A 23180-nucleotide genomic window follows, 5' to 3' on the forward strand; every position below is an offset into this window, starting at 1 on the left:
ACAGCCTGAGCCTGGCACGCGCCCGAAAACCATGGGGGCTGCGCCAAGCTTGCCGCCGCCTGCGTCAGGAGGGGTTGCCTGCTGTCGCCTCGGGTGCACCGCCGCCCAGGGCCTTGTACAGAGCCACCTGGTTTTGCAATTGGGCAAGTTTCACCTGCACCACAGCCTGTTGCGCCGTGAACAGCGAGCGCTGGGCGTCCAGCAGGTCCAGGTAACTCGACACGCCATTGCGGTAGCGCAGATCAGACAGTTGCAGCCGGGAGGCCTCGGCCTGCGCTTGCAACTGTTGCGCCTGCGCCTGCTCGCCCAGTGTGGCCTGGCCGGCCAGCGCGTCCGACACTTCGCGAAAGGCCGTCTGGATGGCTTTTTCGTATTGCGCGACGGCGATGCTGCGGCCCGCTTGGGCGCTTTCCAGGTTGGCCTGGTTGCGCCCTGCATCAAAGATGGGCAGCAGCAGGGAGGGTGCAATCGTGAACCCCCACGAGCCGCTCTTGAACAGGCCCGACAGCTCGCCGCTGGCGGTGCCTGCCTGCGCTGTGAGCGAGATGCGCGGGAAGAACGCGGCCCTGGCGGCGCCAATGTTGGCATTGGCAGCAATCAGCTGCTGCTCCGCCTGGCGGATGTCGGGGCGGCGGGTCAGTAGTTCGGATGGGAGCCCCGCCGGCAGCTGTGCCATGGCGGGGGCGGCTGCCAGTCTGCTGCCTGTAAGGCTGGCACGAATGTCATCGGGCAGGGCTTGTCCCAACAGCAACGCCAGGGCGTTTTCGTCGAGCGCGCGTTGGCGCTGCTGCTGGGCCAGCGTGGCCCGCGCCGCCTGGGTCAGTGACTCGGCCTGGCGAAAGTCCAGCTCCGAGGCCACGCCTGCATCGAGGCGCATCTTGGTCAATCGGATGGACTCCTCGCGCGAGGCGAGGGTCTGGCGCGACAGGTCCAGCAGTTCTTCATCGGCCAGCAGATTCAACCAGCCGTTGGCTACGGCAGCCACGAGGCTGACCTGTGCGGCGTTGCGGCCTTCTTCGGTGGCGAGGTACTGGGCAAGGGCCTGTTCCTTGAGGCTTGCAATGCGGCCAAAGAAGTCGATCTCCCAGGCCGAAACGGCCAGGCCCACGCTGAACGAGTTGGTCAGATCGCCGGACCCTGCGGCGGGCGCGCGGCTCGCGTTGGCGGCCAGGCCCACGCCGGGGTACTGGTCGGCCCTGCGCACCTGGAATGTGGCGCGGGCCTGCTCGATGTTGAGCACGGCCACGCGCAGGTCGCGGTTGTTGGCCAGGGCCACCTCGATGAGCTGGCGCAGCCGGGGCTCGGCAAAATAATCTTGCCAGGGCGCGGCAGTTGCAGTGCCTGGGGCTGCCGCGTCCGTGGTGGCATAGGTGGCCGGCACTGGCGCTGCAGGGCGCTCGTACGTGGGTATGAACGAGCAGCCGGCCAGAAGCAGGGCCGTTGCCAGGGCGATGGCGGTAGTGCGGGGGTGATTAGTCATGGGTTCCAACTCCTGCTTCTTCTGCGTGGCGGCGGTTCATCTCCTGCTGGCGCGCGCTGCCCTTGAACAGACTGCGCACCACTACGAAGAACACGGGCACGAAGAACACGGCCAGCACCGTGCCGGTGATCATCCCGCCCAGTACGCCGGTGCCGATGGCGCGCTGGCTGGCCGAGCCGGCCCCCGACGCAATGGCCAGTGGCAACACCCCGAGGCCAAAGGCCATCGACGTCATAACGATGGGGCGGAACCGCAGGTGGGCCGCCGCCAGTGCCGACTCGATCACGCTCTTGCCCTGGGCTTGCAGGTCCTTCGCAAATTCGATGATCAAAATCGCGTTCTTGGCTGACAGCCCGATGATGGTGATAAGCCCCACCTGGAAGTACACGTCATTGGCATAGCCGCGCAGCAGGGTGGCCAGCAGCACACCCAGCACCCCCAGCGGCACCACGAGAATCACGGCCAGCGGAATCGACCAGCTCTCATACAACGCGGCCAGGCACAAGAACACGGCCAGGATGGCAAAGCTGTAGAGGATCAGCGACTGGGAGCCCGCCAGCTTTTCCTCGCGCGACTGGCCAGTCCATTCGAAGCCGAAGCCTGCAGGCAACTGGCCGGCGAGTTTTTCCATCTCTGCCATCGCTGCGCCCGTGTTAAAACCAGGGGCCGGTGCGCCCGAGATGCGCATGGCGGGATAACCGTTGTAGCGCACCGTCTGCTGTGCGCCGTTGACCCAGCGCGTTGTGGCAAATGCGGAAAGTGGCACAGGTTTGCCCTGGCTGTTGGCGGCGTTGATCTTCAGCAGATCGTCCGGCTGCATGCGTGCAGGCGCATCGGCTTGCACCACCACACGCTGCAGGCGGCCCTGGTTCGGGAAGTCGTTCACATAGCTCGAACCCAGTGCCGTGGACAGTGCCGAGTTGATCGCATCAAACGGCACACCCAGCGCATTGGCCTTGTCGCGGTCGATATCGATCTGCAGCTGGGGTGCGTCTTCCAGTCCATCCGGGCGCACTTGGGTCAGCACCTTGCTTTGCGAGGCCATGCCCAGCAGCTGATTGCGTGCCTTCACCAATGCCTCGTGCCCGGCGCCTCCTCGGTCCTGCAGGCGGAATGTGAAGCCGCTGGCGTTGCCCAGTTCAGGAATGGGGGGAGGGCTCAGCGGGAAGATGAACGCGTCGCGGATGCCCATCAGCCCGCCAAAAGCGCGGTTGGCCACGTCTTGCGCAGACTGACCCGGGCCGTGGCGCTCGCTCCAGTCCTTCAGGGTCACAAAGGCGAGGGCCGCATTCTGGCCCTGGCCGGAAAAGCTGAAACCCAGCACACCCACCATGCTTTGAACTTCGGGCTGCTTGAGGATGAATTCCTCAACCTGTTGCATCACGGCCAGCGTGCGTTCCTGTGTCGCACCGGGGGGCAGTTGCACATTGACGATGATGTTGCCCTGGTCTTCGCTGGGCAGGAACGAGGTGGGCAAGCGCATGTACACCACGGTCACGGCGCCGATGATGGCGGCGTAAATGACGAGGTAGCGCGCGGCCCGCTTGAGCATGCGCGCAACAAAGCCTTCGTACCCCTTGGCCGTGCGTGAGAAGCTGCGGTTGAACCAGCCGAAAAAGCCGCGTTTTTCATGGTGGTGGCCGGCTTCTACGGGCTTGAGCAGCGTCGCGCACAGTGCCGGTGTGAGCGACAGCGCCATGAAGGCCGAGAAAGCGATGGATGCCACCATCACCGCCGAGAACTGGCGGTAGATGTTGCCGGTGGACCCGGCAAAAAAGGCCAAAGGTACGAACACCGAGATCAGCACCACGGTCACGCCGATGATGGCGCCCGAGATCTGGCGCATGGCCTTGCGGGTGGCCTCCAGTGGCGAAAGACCCTCCTCGCTCATGATGCGCTCGACGTTCTCCACCACCACGATGGCATCGTCCACCACGATGCCGATGACCAGCACCATGCCGAACATGGTCAGCACATTGATCGAGAAACCCAGCGCCAGCAGTGTGGCGAACGTACCCAGCAGTGCGATGGGGACCACGATGGTCGGGATGATGGTGTAGCGCCAGTTCTGCAGGAACAGGAACATCACCAGGAACACCAGCGCCACGGCTTCCAGCAGTGTCTTGGCCACCTGGGTGATGGAGATGTCCACGAAGCGCGAGCTGTCGTAGGGGATGCTCCAGCTCATGCCTTCGGGGAAGTAGTGCGAAAGCTCATCCATCTTGGTGCGCACGGCCTTGGCGGCTTCGAGGGCATTGCCGCTGGGAGACAGTTGGACGCCGATGCCTACAGCGGGTTTGCCGTTCAGGCGTGCAGCCGTGGCGTAGGCCTGTCCGCCCAGCTCGACACGCGCCACGTCCTTGATGCGGACCGTGGAGCCATCGGTGTTGGCGCGCAGCACGATGTTGCCGAACTGCTCCACGCTGGAGAGCTGTCCGTTGACCACCACGGTGGCCGCGATGCCCTGGCCCGCCACATTGGGCAGGTCGCCGATGGTGCCGCTGGCTACCTGCGCGTTCTGCGCACGGATGGCGGCTGTGATCTCGCCCGCCGAGAGGTTGAAGCTCACCATCTTGGCCGGGTCGATCCAGATGCGCATGGCACGCTCGGTACCGAACAGCTGGGCTTGGCCAATGCCTTTCAGGCGCTGCAGTTCGGGCACCACGTTGCGCGATGCGTAGTCGCCCAGCGCCACCGTGTCCGTGGCCGGATTGGTGGACGAGAGCATGGTGAACAGCAGGAAGTTGGAGCGCGACTTGTCCACGCGCACGCCTTGCTGGGTCACGGCCGAGGGCAGGCGTGGCGTGGCTCGCGAGAGCCGGTTCTGCACATCGACCTGAGCCAGGTCGGCGTTGGTGCCGGGCTGGAAGCTCAGGGTGATGCTGCCCGAGCCATCAGCCTGCGCGACGGACTCCATGTAGATCAGCCCGGGTGAGCCGTTCATCTCGCGTTCAATCACCGACAGCACGCTGTCTTCGAGGGTTTGCGCAGAGGCGCCAGGGTAGGCCGCGTTGATGACGATGGACGGCGGCGCGACAGGGGGATACTGGGCGATCGGCAACTGCGTGATCGCCACCCCGCCCATCACCATGATGAACAAGGCAATCACCCATGCAAAGATGGGGCGGTCGATAAAGAACTTGGCCATGCTGGAATGCCCCTTATGGCTTCGATGCCGAAGCGGCCGATGCAGCAGGTGTGGCGGCCTGTGCCGAAGGCGCGCCCGGAGCTTGCCACGGGACGGGTTTTACGGGCGTGCCGGGAGGCAGCATCTGCAGCTTCTGGAAACCGTCCACCATGATCTTTTCTCCGGCCTTCAGCCCCTCAAGAACCACCCACCGGTTGTTTTGTGCGGCGCTGACCTTGATGGTGCGCTGGGACACCTTGCCGTCTTCGCCCACCACGCTCACGGTGTCGCCCTGCTGGGTGCGCGTGACAGCCTGCTGAGGCAGGGTGATGGCATTGCTGGCCTGGGCTTGCTCAATGCGCACGCGCAGGTACAGGCCGGGCAACAGCTCGCCCTTGGGGTTGGGCACCTCGGCGCGCAGCGTGACCTGGCCCGTGGTGGCGTCCACCGACAGGTCGGTGAACAGCAGCTTTCCTGTCTGGGCGTACTCCGAACCATCGCCCATCACGAGTTTGACACTGGCGGCCTCTGCGCTGCCTGCACGCTTGAACTGTCCACTTTCCATGGCCCGTCGCAACTGAAAGACGTCGCCCGCCGATTGGGTGAAGTTCACGTACACGGGGTCGATCTGCTGCACCACCGCCAGGGGCGTTGCTTCGCCTTGTCCCACGAGCGCACCTTCGGTAACCAGAGCCCGGCCGATACGGCCCGAGATGGGCGAGGTCACACTGGCATAACCCAGGTTGATGTCTGCCGTGCGTACCGCAGCCCGGGCAGTGGCCACATCTGCCTGTGCCTGCTTTTCGGCAGCTTCGGCATTCACAAAATCCTGTTTGCTGATGGCGTTGGCACTCACCAGCGGGCGGTAGCGTTCCACTTGAGCACTGGCCTGTGCGAGGTTGGCCTGGGCCTTGGCCAGGCCAGCGCGCGCGCTTTCCGATGCGGCGGCGTAGGGGGCGGGGTCAATGCGGAACAGCGACTGTCCTGCCTTCACATCACTGCCTTCCTTGAAAAGGCGCTGCTGCAGGATGCCTGCGGCGCGAGCACGTACTTGTGCAACCCGCGAGGCCTCCACACGGCCTGGCAATTCGGTGATCAAGCCGACATCGCCAGGCGTTGCCGTCACCACACCCACCTCAACAGGTGGCATTTGCGGCCCTCCAGCGGGTGCTTGGCCATCCGTCTTGCCACAAGAGGCGAGAAACAGTGTTGTTGCTGTCAAGGCAACCAGAGAGACAGCCCTGCGGGTGGGAAAGGCGCTAAAGGAGGGAGTTGCAGATGCATCACGCAGCATGGGAGTCCTTTTTGATGGGCGTCAAGGAATCGGGTTGTAGGGGATGGGCCGCTTGTCGAGGGCCCGACCAGGCCAGAGCCCGACAAAATAAGTGCGCGATTATACATACAGACATGAATGTATAATTGTGACAGCCGATGCCTTTGTGGATCGTGTGGGTACGTAGTGTGTAGAACGAGGAGACAAATACCAATGGCGCGTCGAACCAAGGAAGATGCGGTTGCCACGCGCAACGGCTTGATTGATGCGGCGGAGCAGGTTTTTCGAGAGAAGGGGGTCTCACGCGCTTCGCTGAGTGATATTGCGCAGGCTGCGGGGGCTACGCGGGGAGCGATCTACTGGCACTTCAAGGACAAGGTGGATCTTTTCAATGCCATGATGGATCGGGTGACACTTCCGCTGGAGCAAGGCTACGGGGAGTTTGAGAGCAGCACCTGTCCAGACCCTGTGCAGCGATTGCGCGCGGTGATGGCGCTCGTGCTGCGCGGCGTTGCCTCTGATGAGCGAACGCGCAGGGTTTTTGAGATCGCGCTCTACAAAGTAGAGTATGTGAGTGAGCTTGTGGGGGTGCGTGACCGCCATGTGGCTGCGTCGGAGGGTTTTACACAGCAGCTGGCGCGTGATTTCGCGTTGGGGGCGCAGCACCAGGGGGTTGTCTTGCCGATGGCTCCGATCGAGGCGGCGATTGGTTTGCATGCCCTGTTCGATGGCTTGATTCGAAACTGGATCCTGAGCGAGGGTGGTTTTGATCTTGTGGGTGTTGGTGGTGCCTGTACCGATGCCTTTTTGTTGGGGCTGGGGCTCTCGCTGCCGGTGTCCTCGGGTGCCGAGGTTTGTAGTCTTCCTTCCTGATGTGCCATCCATTTCGTCGTCGTACGGGAGTCGGTTGTGATTGATTCCTTCGACGTGTGGTGGCGTGCGATAATGCGAAGCTGTGCCATTTCGGTCGTGCGGCTGTAGCTCAGTGGATAGAGTATTGGCCTCCGAAGCCAAGGGTCGTGGGTTCGATCCCCGCCAGCCGCACCATGGATTTGTATAGCTTTGCCTCCTGTCATGAACTTGGCGTGGTGGCTTGGCCCTATGAATTTCTCTGGACTGCAAAAACTGGTGCTATAATTCGAAATTCTCCGGAGGGGTGCCCGAGTGGCTAAAGGGGGCAGACTGTAAATCTGTTGGCTTACGCCTACACTGGTTCGAATCCAGTCCCCTCCACCAGTGAATAGAAGTGATGAGGTTGGTGCTTGGTCTCGTTGTTTGCGGGGCTGGGCGCGCAGAGACTGTTGGTCGATGCGGGAGTAGTTCAATGGTAGAACCCTAGCCTTCCAAGCTAATGACGCGGGTTCGATTCCCGTCTCCCGCTCCATTGCTTGTTGTGCTGGTTTGTTGAGTTAGAGATTTTGATGTCGCGCGAGCGGTGTCAAGTTGCCCATGTGGCTCAGTGGTAGAGCACTCCCTTGGTAAGGGAGAGGTCGCGGGTCCGATTCCCGCCATGGGCACCACTTTCAGGTGCGTCCGATTCTGGTTGCGCCGAGATCCAGTTGTATTGGTATAGATTTTTTTCGGAGTCGGAAAAATGGCAAAAGGTAAGTTCGAGCGCACCAAGCCTCACGTCAACGTGGGCACAATCGGCCACGTGGACCATGGCAAGACGACGCTGACGGCGGCCATCGCTACCGTGCTGTCTGCCAAGTTCGGCGGCGAAGCCAAGGCATACGACCAGATCGATGCAGCGCCCGAAGAAAAGGCCCGCGGTATCACGATCAACACCGCCCACGTGGAATACGAAACGGCCAACCGCCACTACGCCCACGTGGACTGCCCTGGCCACGCCGACTATGTGAAGAACATGATCACCGGCGCAGCCCAGATGGACGGCGCTATCCTGGTGTGCTCGGCTGCTGACGGCCCCATGCCCCAGACCCGCGAGCACATCCTGCTGGCTCGCCAAGTGGGCGTGCCTTACATCATCGTGTTCCTGAACAAGTGCGACATGGTGGACGACGAAGAACTGCTCGAACTCGTCGAAATGGAAGTGCGCGAACTCCTGGACAAGTACGACTTCCCGGGCGACGACACCCCCATCATCCGTGGTTCTGCCAAGCTCGCCCTGGAAGGCGACAAGGGCAAGCTGGGTGAAGAAGCCATCATGAAGCTGGCTGAAGCGCTGGACACCTACATCCCCACGCCAGAGCGCGCTGTGGACGGTGCCTTCCTGATGCCCGTGGAAGACGTGTTCTCCATCTCCGGCCGTGGCACCGTGGTGACCGGTCGCGTTGAGCGCGGCATCATCAAGGTCGGCGAAGAAATCGAAATCGTCGGTATCCGCGACACGCAAAAGACCATCTGCACCGGCGTGGAAATGTTCCGCAAGCTGCTGGACCAAGGTCAAGCTGGCGACAACGTCGGCCTGCTGCTGCGCGGCACCAAGCGCGAAGATGTGGAGCGCGGCCAAGTGCTGTGCAAGCCCGGCTCGATCAAGCCCCACACCCACTTCACCGCTGAAGTGTATGTTCTGAGCAAGGACGAAGGCGGCCGTCACACGCCCTTCTTCAACAACTACCGCCCTCAGTTCTACTTCCGCACGACCGACGTGACCGGCGCCATCGAGCTGCCAGCCGATAAGGAAATGGTCATGCCTGGTGACAACGTGTCGATCACTGTGAAGCTGATCAACCCCATCGCCATGGAAGAAGGTCTGCGCTTCGCTATCCGCGAAGGCGGCCGTACCGTGGGCGCTGGCGTCGTGGCCAAGATCATTGCTTAATTAGCAAGGTATACAGGGGTATAGCTCAATTGGCAGAGCGTCGGTCTCCAAAACCGAAGGTTGTAGGTTCGATTCCTACTGCCCCTGCCACTTGAATGTGGCCCAAAACAAGCCCGCCAGACCCTGGCGGGCTTCGGTGTCTTAAGTGATGCCGTGCATCGGAAGCAGGAAATACTCAAAGATGGCCACTTCACAGGTTGAAACAGTCAATACAGGCGCAGACAAGGCCAAGCTCGCTGCGGTGGTGGCTCTGGTCATCGCTTCGGTTGCAGGCTTCTATTTGTTGGGAAAACAAGGCGCTGTGGTGCAGTGGGCTGCGCTAATTGTTGGGTTGGCTGCTGCTGCTGGCGTGTTCTTGGTGTCGGAGTCCGGTCGCCAGTTCGTTGCCTTTGCCAAAGACGCTTGGCGCGAGGTGAAGAAGGTCGTTTGGCCCACCCGCAAGGAAACCCTGCAGATGACGGCCTACGTATTCGCCTTTGTGGTGATCATGGCCCTTTTCCTGTGGTTCACTGACAAGACGCTGGAATGGGTCTTGTACGACTTGATTTTGGGCTGGAGAAAGTCATGACAACCGCTGCGGAAATCACTGGAGCAGAAGCTCCTGCAGGCGCTTCTGCTTCGGCAAATCCCGATCTGCGTTGGTACATTGTTCATGCCTACTCGGGCATGGAAAAGGCTGTGGAGCGCAATATTCAGGAGCGGATTGGTCGCTCGGGTATGCAGGACAAGTTTGGTCGCATTCTTGTGCCGACCGAGGAAGTGGTCGAAATGAAGAACGGCCAGCGCAAGACGACAGAGCGTCGCTTGTTTCCTGGCTATGTGTTCGTCGAGATGGTGATGGACGATGACACTTGGCATCTGGTGAAGCACACCAACAAGGTGACGGGGTTTGTAGGGGGGGCGAAAAATCGCCCTGCGCCGATTTCTGAAGAGGAAGTCCAGAAAATCGTCAGTCAGATGCAGGAAGGCACAGACAAGCCTCGCCACAAGATCGAATTCATGGTCGGCGAACTTGTACGTGTCAAGGAAGGTCCCTTCACCGACTTCAATGGTTCGGTTGAAGAGGTCAATTACGAAAAGAGCCGCGTGCGGGTCTCCGTGATGATTTTTGGTCGCTCCACGCCCGTCGAGCTGGAGTTTGGGCAGGTCGAAAAGACATAGGTCTTTCGGATAACACCTAAGTTCTCCCTGGCAAGGCCAGGGTAAGCAGTTGGATGCCGCACTTTTCGACTCGGTGCGAACATCGTGATAGCGAGTCGTTAACCCCGGGGAGCCAGTTGTTGCGTGGTGCGACAACAGCGTTATGACCCGTAAGGAGTAAAACATGGCGAAAAAAATCGTCGGTTTTATCAAGCTGCAAGTTCCAGCTGGTAAGGCCAATCCATCCCCACCCATCGGCCCAGCACTGGGTCAGCGTGGTCTCAACATCATGGAGTTCTGCAAGGCATTCAATGCGCAGACCCAAGGTGTGGAGCCAGGTCTGCCACTGCCCGTGGTCATCACGGCGTTCGCGGACAAGAGCTTTACCTTCATCATCAAGACGCCGCCTGCGACGACTCTGATCAAGAAGGCTATCAAGCTCGAAAAGGGTTCTTCCAATCCGCTGAAGACCAAGGTTGGCAAGATCACGCGCGAACAGCTCGAAGAAATCGCCAAGACCAAGATGAAGGACATGAATGCTGCGAATGTTGACGCTGCTGTCCGTACGCTGGCTGGTTCCGCTCGCTCGATGGGCGTGACGGTGGAGGGTTTGTAAATGGCCAAGTTGACAAAAAAGCAAAAGGCCCTGCAGGGTAAGGTTGACAGCACCAAGCTGTACGCCTTTGCAGATGCCGTGGTTCTGGTGAAGGAAGCTGCTACTGCTAAGTTCGATGAATCCATCGACGTGGCTGTTCAACTGGGCATTGATGCCAAGAAGTCCGACCAGGTGGTGCGTGGCGCTGTAGTGTTGCCCAACGGTACTGGCAAGACGACCCGTGTGGCCGTCTTCGCGCAAGGTGCCAAGGCGGAAGAAGCCAAGGCTGCTGGCGCTGACATCGTTGGCATGGATGACCTGGCTGCCATGGTGAAGGCTGGTGACATGCCCTTCGACGTGGTGATCGCTGCTCCTGACGCCATGCGCGTTGTGGGTACCCTGGGTCAGATCCTTGGCCCACGTGGCCTGATGCCAAACCCCAAGGTGGGCACGGTTACTCCCGACGTGGCTACGGCTGTGAAGAACGCCAAGGCTGGTCAGGTGCAGTTCCGTGTGGACAAGGCCGGTATCGTGCACAGCACTATTGGCCGCCGCTCGTTCGACAATGAAAAGCTGCAAGGTAACCTGGCTGCACTGATCGACGCTCTGAACAAGGCCAAGCCTGCTTCGAGCAAGGGTCTGTACCTGCGCAAGGTCGCAGTGTCCTCCACGATGGGCGTTGGCGTCCGCGTGGATACGCAATCCATCGCAGCGTAATTGCGGTAAAAAATCTTCGGGCCTGCAAGGGCCTGATGTGGTGGGCTGGGGTGGTCTAACAACCATCTCCAGGCCATCCAAGACCGTTGGTGTGCAGCCTTGCACTTAATCCCTCCGGGGCCAACGCAGATGGCGATCCCGCTGCAGATGGAATTCATTCCGAAACAGTTGGTCGCTGCAACAAGAGCGTGTACGAGGGCGCAAGCCTGAATGCACAATTTAAGGAGTAGACCTTGAGTCTTAATCGCAGTGAGAAAGAAGCGGTCATCAGTGAAGTGACCAGCCTCGCCGCTAAAGCTCAAACGCTTGTGATCGCGGAATACCGTGGCATCACGGTCGCCGACATGACCAAACTGCGTGTGGAAGCTCGCAGCAAGGGCGTGAACCTGAGTGTTCTGAAGAACACTTTGGCCCGCCGTGCTGTGGCTGGCAGCGCGTTTGACGTGGTGGCTGACCAGATGACCGGTCCTCTGATCTATGGCTTCTCCGAAGACGCCGTGGCTGCCGCGAAAGTGGTGGCTGACTTTGCGAAAACCAACGACAAGCTGGTGATTCGCGGTGGCGCTTTCGGTGGTAAGGCCCTGGACGTGAACGGCGTTAAGCAACTGGCCAACATTCCTTCCAAGGAAGTTCTGCTGGCTCAGATTTGTGGCTTGCTTATGTCCCCCATGTCGCGTACGGCCGTTGTGCTGGGCGCACTGGCGGCGAAAAAAGGCGAAGGCGCAGCCGCACCGGCCGCCGAACCTGTTGCGGCTTGATAGCCCGGCAGACAACCAACACAATTGTTAGGAAATCAAAATGGCATTCGATAAAGACGCATTTTTGACCGCGCTGGACAGCATGACGGTTCTGGAACTCAATGACCTGGTGAAGGCCATTGAAGAGAAGTTTGGCGTGAGCGCTGCAGCCATGGCTGCTCCTGCTGCCGCTGGTGGTGGCGCTGGCGCTGCTGCTGCTGAAGAAAAGACGGAATTCAACGTGGTGCTGACCGAAGCTGGCGCTAACAAGGTGTCCGTCATCAAGGCAGTGCGCGAAATCACCGGCCTGGGCCTCAAGGAAGCCAAGGACCTGGTGGACGGCGCTCCCAAGAACGTCAAGGAAGGCATTGCCAAGGCCGACGCCGAAGCAGCCGTCAAGAAGCTGGTGGAAGCCGGCGCCAAGGCCGAACTCAAGTAATTCGGTCTTGCTCAAGGGCTGGAGTGCTCCTCAAAGGGCCTCCAGCCTTTGGTGCTTTCAGAGCGCACCCGAAAGCCGCCGTGCAAACGCTGGTTTTCGAGTGTCTTCTGACAACCCCGACAGCAGAAGACGCCTTGGTTCGGGTGATGTGCAACGCATCACCGTCCGCCATGGTTGGTAGTGGCCAACCGCCAAGCCCGTAAGGACAGCGCTCCTTGCGGGTCAGTCGTCGAAGACCCAGGACTCATGTCTTTGCCCGGAGATCTCATGGCCTATTCCTACACCGAACGCAAGCGAATTCGCAAAAGTTTCGGCACCCGCGATAGCGTGCTCGAAGTTCCTTATCTGCTGCAGATGCAGAAGGACGCCTACACCGCTTTCTTGCAGGCTGATAAAGCACCCCAGAAAAGAACCATCGAAGGCCTTCAGGCTGCATTCGACGCTGCCTTTCCTATCGTCTCCCACAACGGTTTTGTGGAGATGAAGTTCATTGAATACAACCTGGCCAAGCCGGCTTTTGATGTGCGCGAGTGCCAGACCCGTGGTCTGACTTTCGCCTCGGCTGTGCGCGCCAAGGTGCAACTGATCATCTATGACCGCGAGTCCTCGACGTCGCAGTCCAAGGTGGTCAAGGAAGTGAAGGAGCAAGAGGTCTACATGGGTGAAGTGCCCCTGATGACCGACAAGGGCTCGTTCATCATCAACGGCACCGAGCGTGTGATCGTGTCGCAGCTGCACCGTTCGCCGGGTGTGTTTTTCGAGCATGACAAGGGCAAGACCCACAGCTCGGGCAAGCTGCTGTTCTCTGCACGCATCATTCCTTACCGTGGCTCTTGGCTCGACTTCGAGTTCGACCCCAAGGACATCCTGTACTTCCGCGTGGACCGTCGCCGCAAGATGCCGGTCACGATCCTGCTCAAGGCCATCGGCCTGAATCCAGAATCTATCCTGGCGAACTTCTTCGTCAACGATAACTTCCGCTTGATGGACAGCGGTGCACAAATGGAATTTGTGTCCGAGCGTCTGCGTGGTGAAGTGGCCCGTTTTGACATCACCGACAAGTCCGGCAAGGTCGTAGTGGCCAAGGACAAGCGCGTGACGGCCCGCCACACCCGCGAACTGGAACAGTCTGGTACCACGCACATTAGCGTGCCCGAAGACTTCCTGATAGGTCGTGTCGTGGCCCGCAACATTGTGGATGCGGACACTGGTGAGATCATCGCCAAGGCCAATGACGAGCTGACCGAAGCGCTGCTCAAGAAGCTGCGCAGCGCTGGTGTGCAAGACGTACAGTGCATCTACACCAATGAACTCGACCAGGGGGCGTACATGTCGCAGACCCTGCGCATCGACGAAACGGTGGACGAATTTGCTGCACGCGTGGCCATCTACCGCATGATGCGCCCCGGCGAGCCGCCTACGGAAGACGCCGTGCAGGCCCTGTTCCAGCGCCTGTTCTACAACCCCGACACGTACGACCTGTCGCGTGTGGGCCGCATGAAGTTCAACGCCAAGATTGGCCGCGACGAATCCACTGGCCCCATGGTGCTGTCCAACGAAGACATCCTGGCTGTGGTCAAGATTCTGGTGGACCTGCGCAACGGCAACGGCGAAGTCGATGACATCGATCACCTGGGCAACCGCCGCGTGCGTTGCGTGGGCGAACTGGCCGAAAACCAGTACCGCACGGGCCTGGCACGTATCGAAAAGGCGGTGAAGGAACGTCTGGGCCAGGCCGAGCAAGAGCCGCTGATGCCCCACGACCTGATCAACAGCAAGCCGATCTCGGCTGCCCTGAAGGAATTCTTCGGCGCGTCGCAGCTGTCGCAGTTCATGGACCAGACCAATCCGCTCGCCGAAATCACGCACAAGCGCCGTGTTTCCGCCCTGGGCCCGGGTGGTCTGACCCGCGAACGCGCAGGCTTCGAAGTGCGCGACGTGCACGTAACCCATTACGGCCGCGTCTGCCCTATCGAAACGCCTGAAGGCCCTAACATCGGCCTGATCAACTCGCTGGCTCTGTACGCTCGGCTGAACGAGTACGGTTTCATCGAAACCCCTTACCGTCGCGTGGTCGATGGCAAGGTCACGAACGAGATCGACTATCTCTCCGCCATCGAAGAAGGCAAGTACGTGATCGCGCAGGCGAATGCAGTGCTCGACAAGGATGGCCGTTTGACGGGTGATCTGGTGTCTGCCCGTGAGAAGGGTGAATCCATTCTGTGTGGTGCAGACCGCGTGCAGTACATGGACGTGTCGCCCGCGCAGATCGTGTCGGTCGCGGCTTCGCTGGTGCCCTTCCTGGAACACGATGATGCGAACCGCGCGCTGATGGGCGCCAACATGTCGCGCCAGGCCGTGCCAGTGCTGCGTCCTGAAAAGCCGCTGGTGGGCACGGGCATCGAGCGCGTGGCTGCCGTGGACTCGGGCACCGTCGTGACGGCGACCCGTGGCGGTGTGGTGGACTATGTGGATGCGACCCGTATCGTGATCCGCGTCAACGATGCCGAAGCCGTGGCCGGTGAAGTGGGTGTGGACATCTACAACCTCATCAAGTACCAGCGTTCCAACCAGAACACCAATATCCACCAGCGCCCCATCGTCAAGAAGGGCGACATGCTGGTCAAGGGTGACGTGATCGCCGACGGCGCATCGACGGACTTCGGCGAAATCGCCATCGGCCAGAACATGCTGATCGCGTTCATGCCTTGGAACGGCTACAACTTCGAAGACTCGATCCTGATCTCCGAACGCGTGGTGGCCGAAGACCGCTATACCTCGATCCACATCGAGGAACTCGTGGTCATGGCGCGCGACACGAAGCTGGGCGCCGAAGAAATCACGCGCGACATTCCGAACCTGTCGGAGCAGCAACTGAACCGCCTGGACGAGTCCGGCATCATCTACGTGGGCGCCGAAGTGCAACCCGGCGATACGCTGGTCGGCAAGGTCACGCCCAAGGGCGAAACGACGCTCACGCCTGAAGAGAAGCTGCTGCGCGCCATCTTCGGCGAGAAGGCTTCCGACGTGAAGGATACCTCGCTGCGCGTGGACCAGGGCTCGTCGGGCACCGTGATCGACGTGCAGGTCTTCACCCGCGAAGGCATCCAGCGCGACAAGCGCGCCCAGCAGATCATCGACGATGAACTCAAGCGCTTCCGCCTGGACCTGAACGACCAGCTGCGCATCGTGGAGGCTGACGCCTTCGACCGTATCGAAAAGCTGCTGAACGGCCGTGTGGCCAACGGCGGCCCGCAGAAGTTGGCCAAGGGCACGAAGATCGACAAGGCCTACCTGTCGTCCGTCGAGAAGTTCCACTGGTTCGACATCCGCCCGGCTGAAGACGAAGTAGCTACGCAACTTGAGTCCATCAAGAACGCGCTGGAGCAGACGCGCCACAGCTTCGACCTGGCTTTTGAAGAAAAGCGCAAGAAGCTCACGCAAGGCGACGAGTTGCCAGCTGGCGTGCTGAAGATGGTCAAGGTGTACTTGGCCGTCAAGCGCCGTCTGCAGCCAGGTGACAAGATGGCCGGCCGCCACGGTAACAAGGGTGTGGTCTCCAAGATCGTTCCGGTCGAAGACATGCCTTACATGGCCGACGGCACACCTGCCGATATCGTTCTGAACCCGCTGGGCGTGCCCTCGCGGATGAACATTGGTCAGGTGCTGGAAGTCCACCTGGGCTGGGCCGGCAAGGGCATTGGCCAACGCATCGGCAACATGCTGCAGGAACAGGCCAAGGCCGCCGACATGCGCAAGTTCCTCGAAGAGGTGTACAACTCGCGCGGCCGCACGGAAGACCTGTCGCTGCTCAGCGATGACGACGTGATGGCCATGGCTGCCAACCTGACCAACGGTGTGCCTTATGCGACGCCCGTGTTCGATGGTGCTTCGGAAGAAGAAATCAAGGACATGCTCAAGATCGCCTACCCAGACGACATAGCAGAGCGCAAGGGCCTCACGCCCACCCGCACGCAGGCGTACCTGTTCGATGGCCGTACGGGCGAGCGCTTCGAGCGTCCCACCACCATTGGTTACATGCACTACCTGAAGCTGCACCATTTGGTGGACGACAAGATGCACGCCCGCTCGACCGGTCCTTACTCGCTCGTCACGCAGCAGCCGCTGGGTGGTAAGGCGCAGTTTGGTGGCCAGCGTTTCGGGGAAATGGAAGTGTGGGCGCTGGAAGCTTACGGCGCCGCCTACGTCCTGCAGGAAATGCTGACCGTGAAGTCCGACGACGTGGTGGGCCGTACCAAGGTGTACGAATCCATTGTCAAGGGCGAACACGCCATCGAAGCCGGCATGCCGGAATCGTTCAACGTGCTGGTCAAGGAAATCCGTTCGCTGGGCCTGGACATCGAGCTGGAACGCTCCTAAGCAGAAAAGGAAAGAGTCACTATGAAATCGCTACTCGACCTGTTCAAGCAATTCACGCCGGACGAGCATTTCGATGCCATCCGCATCGGCATGGCTTCTCCCGAAAAGATCCGTTCGTGGTCTTTTGGCGAAGTGAAGAAGCCCGAAACCATCAACTACCGCACGTTCAAGCCCGAGCGCGACGGCCTGTTCTGCGCCAAGATTTTTGGTCCCATCAAGGACTACGAATGCCTGTGCGGCAAGTACAAGCGCCTCAAGCACCGTGGTGTGATCTGCGAGAAGTGCGGCGTTGAAGTCACGCAGACCAAGGTGCGCCGCGAGCGCATGGGCCACATCGACCTGGCCGCGCCCTGCGCCCACATCTGGTTCCTGAAGTCGCTGCCATCGCGTCTGGGCCTGGTGCTGGACATGACGCTGCGCGACATTGAGCGCGTGCTGTACTTTGAAGCCTATGTGGTGACCGACCCCGGCATGACGCCGCTGAAGAAGTTCAGCATCATGTCCGAGGACGACTACGACGCCAAGCGCAAGGAATACGGCGACGAATTCATCGCCAAGATGGGCGCTGAGGGTATCAAGGACCTGCTGGAATCCATCGACATCGACATGTCGATTGAGCGCCTGCGTGGCGACCTCACCGGCTCTGAAGTCAAGGTCAAGAAGAACGCCAAGCGCCTGAAGGTGCTCGAAGCGTTCAAGAAGTCGGGCATCAAGCCCGAGTGGATGGTGCTCGAAGTGCTGCCCGTGCTGCCACCGGACCTGCGTCCGCTGGTGCCGCTGGACGGCGGCCGCTTTGCGACCTCCGACCTGAACGACCTGTATCGCCGCGTCATCAACCGCAACTCGCGTCTGCGCCGCCTGCTGGAGCTGAAGGCCCCTGAAATCATCGCCCGCAACGAAAAGCGGATGCTGCAGGAAGCGGTTGACTCGCTGCTGGACAACGGCCGCCGTGGCAAGGCCATGACGGGCGCCAACAAGCGTGCTCTGAAGTCGCTGGCCGACATGATCAAGGGCAAGTCGGGTCGCTTCCGCCAGAACTTGCTGGGCAAGCGCGTGGACTACTCCGGTCGTTCCGTGATTACCGTGGGCCCAACGCTCAAGCTGCACCAGTGCGGCCTGCCCAAGCTGATGGCGCTGGAACTGTTCAAGCCTTTCATCTTCTCGCGCCTCGAAGCCATGGGCATCGCGACGACGATCAAGGCCGCCAAGAAGGAAGTCGAATCCGGCACCCCCGTGGTGTGGGACATCCTGGAAGAGGTGATCAAAGAGCACCCCGTGATGCTGAACCGTGCGCCTACGCTGCACCGTTTGGGTATCCAGGCCTTTGAGCCCATCCTGATCGAAGGCAAGGCCATTCAGCTGCACCCCCTCGTTTGCGCGGCCTTCAACGCCGACTTCGACGGTGACCAGATGGCTGTCCACGTCCCGCTGTCGGTGGAAGCGCAGATGGAAGCCCGCACGCTGATGCTGGCCTCTAACAACGTGCTGTTCCCTGCGTCGGGCGAACCCTCCATCGTTCCTTCGCAGGACGTGGTGCTGGGCTTGTACTACGCCACCCGCGATCGCATCAACGGCAAGGGCGAAGGCCTGGTGTTTGCCGATACCGGGGAAGTGCAACGTGCTCTGGACGCTGGCGAGGTCGAACTGGCCGCCAAGATCACGGTGCGCATGACCGAGTGGACCAAGAACAAGGAAACGGGCGAATTCGTTCCGTCCACCTCGCTCGTGGAAACCACGGCCGGCCGTGCGCTGCTGTCCGAGATTCTGCCCAAGGGCTTGCCGTTCTCCAACATGAACAAGGCGCTCAAGAAGAAGGAAATCTCGCGCCTGATCAACGTGTCCTTCCGCAAGTGCGGTCTGAAGGAAACGGTCGTGTTTGCCGACAAGCTGCTGCAAAACGGCTTCCGTCTGGCTACGCGCGCCGGCATCTCGATCGCCATTGATGACATGCTGGTGCCGCCACAAAAGGCCGGCATCATCGAGCGTTCCGAGAAGGAAGTGAAGGAGATCGAACAGCAGTATGTGTCCGGTCTGGTCACCTCTGGCGAGCGCTACAACAAGGTGGTGGACATCTGGGGCAAGGCCGGCGACGAAGTGTCCAAGGTGATGATGGCCCAGCTGTCCAAGCAGAAGGTCATGGACCGCCACGGCAAGGAAGTGGACCAGGAGTCCTTCAACTCCATCTACATGATGGCCGACTCTGGCGCTCGCGGTTCTGCAGCCCAGATTCGTCAGGTGGCCGGTATGCGGGGTCTGATGGCCAAGCCAGACGGCTCGATCATCGAAACGCCTATCACCGCGAACTTCCGCGAAGGTCTGAACGTGCTGGAGTACTTCATCTCCACCCACGGTGCCCGTAAGGGTCTGGCCGACACGGCGCTGAAGACCGCCAACTCGGGTTACCTGACCCGCCGTCTGGTGGACGTGACGCAGGATCTGGTGGTGACCGAAGAGGATTGCGGCACTTCCAATGGTTCGCTGATGCGCGCCATCGTCGAAGGCGGTGAAGTGATCGAATCGCTGCGCGACCGTATCCTGGGCCGCACGGCGGCTGAAGACGTGCTGCACCCCGAGAACCGCTCGGTGCTGGTCCCAGCGGGTGTCATGCTCGACGAAGACCTCATCGAAGAACTCGAAGCGGCTGGCGTGGACGAAGTGAAGGTTCGCACGGCACTGACCTGCGAAACCCGCTACGGCCTGTGCGCCAAGTGCTACGGCCGCGACTTGGGCCGTGGCGGCCTGATCAACCTCGGCGAAGCCGTGGGTGTGATTGCTGCCCAGTCCATCGGTGAACCCGGCACGCAGCTGACCATGCGCACGTTCCACATCGGTGGTGCCGCATCGCGCGCTGCCATCGCATCGAGCGTGGAAGCCAAGTCCAACGGCGTGATCGGCTTCAACGCCACGATGCGCTACGTGAGCAACACCAAGGGTGAGCTGGTGGTGATTGCGCGTTCGGGTGAAATCATCATCCACGACGAGCATGGCCGCGAGCGCGAACGCCACAAGGTGCCTTACGGTGCAACGCTGACGGTCAAGGCCGACCAGACCATCAAGGCTGGCACCATCCTCGCCAACTGGGATCCGCTGACGCGCCCCATCATCACCGAGTTCGCCGGTCAGACCAAGTTCGAGAATGTCGAAGAAGGTCTCACGGTGGCCAAGCAGGTCGATGAAGTGACCGGCCTGTCCACGCTGGTGGTGATCGATCCGAAGCGCCGTGGCGCTGCCAAGGTCGTTCGCCCGCAGGTGAAGCTGATCGATGCCCAGGGCAACGAAGTGAAGATCCCTGGCACCGACCACTCGGTGACCATCGGCTTCCAGGTGGGCGCTCTGATTCAGGTGCGCGACGGCCAGGACGTGGGCCCCGGCGAAGTGCTGGCGCGTATTCCGGTCGAAGGCCAGAAGACCCGCGACATTACCGGCGGTCTGCCCCGCGTGGCCGAGCTGTTCGAAGCCCGTACGCCTAAGGACAAGGGAACGCTGGCCGAGATGACCGGTACCGTGTCGTTCGGCAAGGAAACCAAGGGCAAGGTCCGCTTGCAGATCACTGATCCTGAAGGCCATGTGTTCGAAGAACTCGTGCCCAAGGAAAAGAACATCCTGGTGCACGAAGGCCAGGTGGTGAACAAGGGCGAATCGATTGTGGACGGCCCGGCCGACCCACAAGACATCCTGCGTTTGCTGGGTATCGAAGAGCTGTCGCGCTACATCGTTGATGAAGTGCAGGATGTGTACCGCTTGCAGGGTGTGAAGATCAACGACAAGCACATCGAGGTGATCGTTCGCCAGATGCTGCGCCGCGTCGTGGTCGAGAACGTTGGCGAGTCCAACTACATCGCCGGTGAACAGATCGAGCGTTCCGAGATCCTCAACACCAACGATGCGTTGCAGGCCGAAGGCAAGATCCCCGCGACCTACAGCAACCTGCTGCTGGGTATCACCAAGGCTTCGCTGTCGACGGACTCGTTCATCTCGGCCGCTTCCTTCCAGGAAACGACCCGCGTGCTCACCGAGGCTGCCATCATGGGCAAGCGCGACGAGCTGCGTGGCCTGAAGGAAAACGTGATCGTGGGTCGCCTGATCCCGGCCGGTACCGGCATGGCCTACCACCAGGCACGCAAGGCCAAGGACGCTATGGACGACGCCGAGCGCCGCGCCATTGCTGAAGCCGAAGCCGCCGAGATGGAAGCCCAGGGTGAAGCAACGGAAGTCGAGGGCAGCACCTCCACCGCGACCGACGCAGCCGCTGACTAAGCCTTCGGGCCGCCTCTGAAAAGCTCCCGTCCTGTCCCTGGCAGGCCGGGAGCTTTTTTCTGGAACCCGCACTTCGATCTTTCGTAGTCTTCGCCTTTCTCCCTCATTTCCTTATCGGGCCGTAACGCGTGGTGCACGCGAGGACGGCAACTGTGCATGTGGTCATCGCCCCTTTTCTGGATTGTTTTTGCCATTGCCGCTTTTTGGGCGCTGGGCGCCTACAACCGCCTGATGCGGCTGCGCTCGGCCGTTGTGCAGGCGTTTGGCAGCTTTGACGCTCACATGGTGCGCCAGCTGTCTTTGATGGGTGAGTATGGTGCGGCGCAAGCCGTACAGCAGGCCCCCTCGGCAGGTGACACGGAGCCAGAGATGGCGGCACTGCAAGGCGCCACCACCCAGCTGAGCGCATCCTTGGCCATGGCGCGGGCGCGTCCCTTGCAGCCAGACGCGGTGGCCGCCTTGGCGGCAGCGCGCGAGGTGCTCCATGCGTCCTGGCAGAAGGCCACACACAACAGTGGGCAAGCGACCCGGGCGCAGACGTCTGTGGCTACCGCCGCTGCGGACGCGCCGCCCGTGTCCCCATCGCTGTGGCAGGTTCGGTGGGACGAGCATGTTCTGCAGAACGACCAGGCGATGCGTGTTTTCAACGAAGCGGTGTTGCACTACAACGCTGCCATTGCCCAGTTTCCAGCCAACCTGCTGGCCTGGGTGTTCGGATTCAAGGCCGCCCGCGGGCTGTAGAAAGGTTGCCAGGACCACAATGAACCCACCCGCACCACGACAACAACCCCCACGCCCTGCGTCCCGCCCCGGGCCTAACAAGCGAGCCGACAGAGCCAACAACGCGCCAGCCCGTGACCGGACGCTTTCCGGCCCGGGCGGCGCCAGTCGCCCGGGGGCGGGCGGTCAGCCCGTAGCGCTATGGCAACAGTTGGAGGCTGTGGCCAGTGCCTTGCAGGCCATTCGCGCCGGGCAGTCGGGCACCGCAGCACTGGCGGCGGTAGACACAGCTCTGCGCCCTGGGGTGCAGTCTCTCCTGTTCCAGGTGCTGCGCCAGGCCGGACGGGCGGAGGCGTTGCGCCGCCAGATGGTTGCACGCACGCCTCCACCGGCTGCGGATGCGCTGTTGTGTACGGCGCTGGCGCTGTGCTGGAACCCTGAGGAGTCGCCGTACGAGCCGTTCACCTTGGTGAACCAGGTGGTGGAAGCGGCCAAACGCAGCGCGTCCACGCGTGCGCAGGCTTCATTCCTCAACGGTTGCTTGCGCCGCTTTCTGCGCGAACGCGAAGCGCTGGTTGCCCGCACCGATGGCGATCCGCTGGCCCGTTGGAACCATCCGGTGTGGTGGGTCGAGCGCCTGCGCAAGGACCATCCCCAGCACTGGGAGCAGATTCTGCAGGCCAACAATGCCCACGCACCGATGACGCTGAGGGTCAATGCACAAAAAACCACTCTAGCGCTTTACCAGAAAGCGCTAGCAGCTATCAATTTAGAAGCAATTCCATCCGGCAGTGTGGGACTGGTATTGCAGCACCCCGTGCCCGTGCAATCGCTGCCGGGGTTTGAAGAGGGCTGGGTCTCGGTGCAGGATGCCGCAGCCCAGATGGCTGCGCCTCTGTTACTTGAAGGTCTGGACCTCACCCGGCCTGTGCGGGTGCTCGACGCCTGTGCGGCGCCTGGGGGTAAAACCGCCCACCTTCTGGAGTGGGCAGGCGTTGGTGCGCCGATACAGGTCACTGCGCTGGAGATCGATGCCACCCGCAGCGCGCGCATTGGTGAGACCTTGCAGCGCCTGGGGCTGCGCGCCCAAGTGGTGGTGGCTGATGCGGCGCGTCCGCAAGACTGGTGGCAGCAGCATTGCGATGGTGCCCAGTTCGATGCCATCTTGCTGGATGCGCCCTGCACGGCCTCGGGCATCGTGCGCCGCCATCCGGATGTGCGCTGGCTGCGCCGCGAGAGCGATATTGCGCAGCTTGCAGGCCTGCAGGCCCGGTTGCTCAAGACCCTGTGGCCGCTGTTGCGCTCTGGCGGACGGCTGCTGTATTGCACGTGTTCCGTGTTCCGTGCCGAAGGCGACGACCAGGTGCAAACGTTTCTTGCACACAACACCGATGCGCAATTGCTGCCGTCGCCGGGTCATTTAATCCCCGCCAACGGGGACAAGCCCGGAGCTGTCCCGGACAATCGGTCGGGTGACCACGACGGATTTTTTTACGCACTGTTGCAAAAATCGCCGCAATGAGTTCCGTG

At 61.2% G+C, this 23180-nt stretch carries 15 protein-coding genes and 5 tRNA genes; 17 read left to right on the plus strand and 3 right to left on the minus strand.

From position 1 onward, the window contains the following. Positions 1-64: 64 nt before the first annotated feature. From ACT89O_RS02245 to ACT89O_RS02255, 3 genes are read right to left on the minus strand one after another with little or no spacing between them, the layout of a single operon-like run. Positions 65-1480 carry an efflux transporter outer membrane subunit gene (locus ACT89O_RS02245; RefSeq protein WP_487261690.1) on the minus strand — a complete coding sequence of 472 codons (1416 nt, stop codon included), beginning with the start codon at positions 1478-1480 and terminating at the stop codon, positions 65-67. Continuing rightward, entirely contained in the window at positions 1473-4628 is a 3156-nt protein-coding gene (locus ACT89O_RS02250) for an efflux RND transporter permease subunit (protein WP_487261691.1), read from the minus strand. The genes ACT89O_RS02245 and ACT89O_RS02250 overlap by 8 nt, the downstream gene beginning before the upstream one ends. A 13-nt stretch (positions 4629-4641) precedes the next feature. Beyond that, the gene (locus ACT89O_RS02255) at positions 4642-5901 is read right to left on the minus strand and encodes an efflux RND transporter periplasmic adaptor subunit (protein WP_121422023.1); all 1260 of its coding nucleotides are present in this window, start codon (positions 5899-5901) and stop codon (positions 4642-4644) included. 192 nt (positions 5902-6093) lie between these two features. On the opposite strand from ACT89O_RS02255, the gene ACT89O_RS02260 reads away from it, so the two are divergent. The 17 genes from ACT89O_RS02260 to rsmB all read left to right on the plus strand — a co-directional run bounded on the left by ACT89O_RS02260 (position 6094) and on the right by rsmB (position 23172). Further along, the gene (locus ACT89O_RS02260) at positions 6094-6753 is read left to right on the plus strand and encodes a TetR family transcriptional regulator (protein WP_121507808.1); all 660 of its coding nucleotides are present in this window, start codon (positions 6094-6096) and stop codon (positions 6751-6753) included. 98 nt (positions 6754-6851) lie between these two features. Further along, a tRNA-Arg gene (locus tag ACT89O_RS02265) sits at positions 6852-6927 on the plus strand. A 103-nt stretch (positions 6928-7030) separates the two neighbouring features. Then, a tRNA-Tyr gene (locus ACT89O_RS02270) sits at positions 7031-7116 on the plus strand. A 74-nt stretch (positions 7117-7190) separates the two neighbouring features. Beyond that, positions 7191-7264 (plus strand) — tRNA-Gly (locus tag ACT89O_RS02275). Positions 7265-7325: 61 nt separating this feature from the next. Next, positions 7326-7400, plus strand: a tRNA-Thr gene (locus ACT89O_RS02280). A gap of 74 nt (positions 7401-7474) precedes the next feature. Next, a complete protein-coding gene (gene tuf, locus ACT89O_RS02285; protein ID WP_056642984.1) occupies positions 7475-8665 on the plus strand; it encodes an elongation factor Tu in 1191 nt (396 codons plus the stop codon). 14 nt (positions 8666-8679) lie between these two features. Next, a tRNA-Trp gene (locus ACT89O_RS02290) sits at positions 8680-8755 on the plus strand. A gap of 91 nt (positions 8756-8846) precedes the next feature. Further along, positions 8847-9233, plus strand: a complete 387-nt coding sequence (gene secE, locus ACT89O_RS02295; protein WP_121422025.1) for a preprotein translocase subunit SecE — start codon at positions 8847-8849, stop codon at positions 9231-9233. After that, a complete protein-coding gene (gene nusG, locus ACT89O_RS02300; protein WP_082437456.1) occupies positions 9230-9826 on the plus strand; it encodes a transcription termination/antitermination protein NusG in 597 nt (198 codons plus the stop codon). Before secE ends, nusG begins: the two co-directional genes overlap by 4 nt. 163 nt (positions 9827-9989) lie before the next feature. Beyond that, positions 9990-10421 (plus strand): 50S ribosomal protein L11, encoded by a 432-nt coding sequence (gene rplK, locus ACT89O_RS02305; RefSeq protein WP_010467238.1) that lies wholly within the window; start codon positions 9990-9992, stop codon positions 10419-10421. Then, positions 10422-11117, plus strand: a complete 696-nt coding sequence (rplA, locus tag ACT89O_RS02310; protein ID WP_055398510.1) for a 50S ribosomal protein L1 — start codon at positions 10422-10424, stop codon at positions 11115-11117. Between the two features lie 233 nt (positions 11118-11350). After that, the gene (gene rplJ, locus ACT89O_RS02315; RefSeq protein ID WP_055398511.1) at positions 11351-11875 is read left to right on the plus strand and encodes a 50S ribosomal protein L10; all 525 of its coding nucleotides are present in this window, start codon (positions 11351-11353) and stop codon (positions 11873-11875) included. Between the two features lie 40 nt (positions 11876-11915). After that, positions 11916-12293: a 50S ribosomal protein L7/L12 gene (gene rplL, locus ACT89O_RS02320; protein ID WP_008907085.1), complete on the plus strand. Its 378-nt coding sequence runs from the start codon at positions 11916-11918 to the stop codon at positions 12291-12293. A 267-nt stretch (positions 12294-12560) separates the two neighbouring features. Continuing rightward, positions 12561-16673: a DNA-directed RNA polymerase subunit beta gene (gene rpoB, locus ACT89O_RS02325; RefSeq protein WP_055398512.1), complete on the plus strand. Its 4113-nt coding sequence runs from the start codon at positions 12561-12563 to the stop codon at positions 16671-16673. 21 nt (positions 16674-16694) lie between these two features. Next, positions 16695-20930, plus strand: a complete 4236-nt coding sequence (rpoC, locus tag ACT89O_RS02330) for a DNA-directed RNA polymerase subunit beta' (protein WP_487261692.1) — start codon at positions 16695-16697, stop codon at positions 20928-20930. A gap of 156 nt (positions 20931-21086) precedes the next feature. Beyond that, entirely contained in the window at positions 21087-21671 is a 585-nt protein-coding gene (locus tag ACT89O_RS02335; protein WP_487261693.1) for a LemA family protein, read from the plus strand. Between the two features lie 190 nt (positions 21672-21861). Further along, on the plus strand, positions 21862-23172 hold the full coding sequence (rsmB, locus tag ACT89O_RS02340) for a 16S rRNA (cytosine(967)-C(5))-methyltransferase RsmB (RefSeq protein WP_487261694.1): 1311 nt from the start codon (positions 21862-21864) through the stop codon (positions 23170-23172). Positions 23173-23180 lie beyond the last annotated feature (8 nt).

The organism is Acidovorax sp. NN32, from assembly GCF_057597245.1.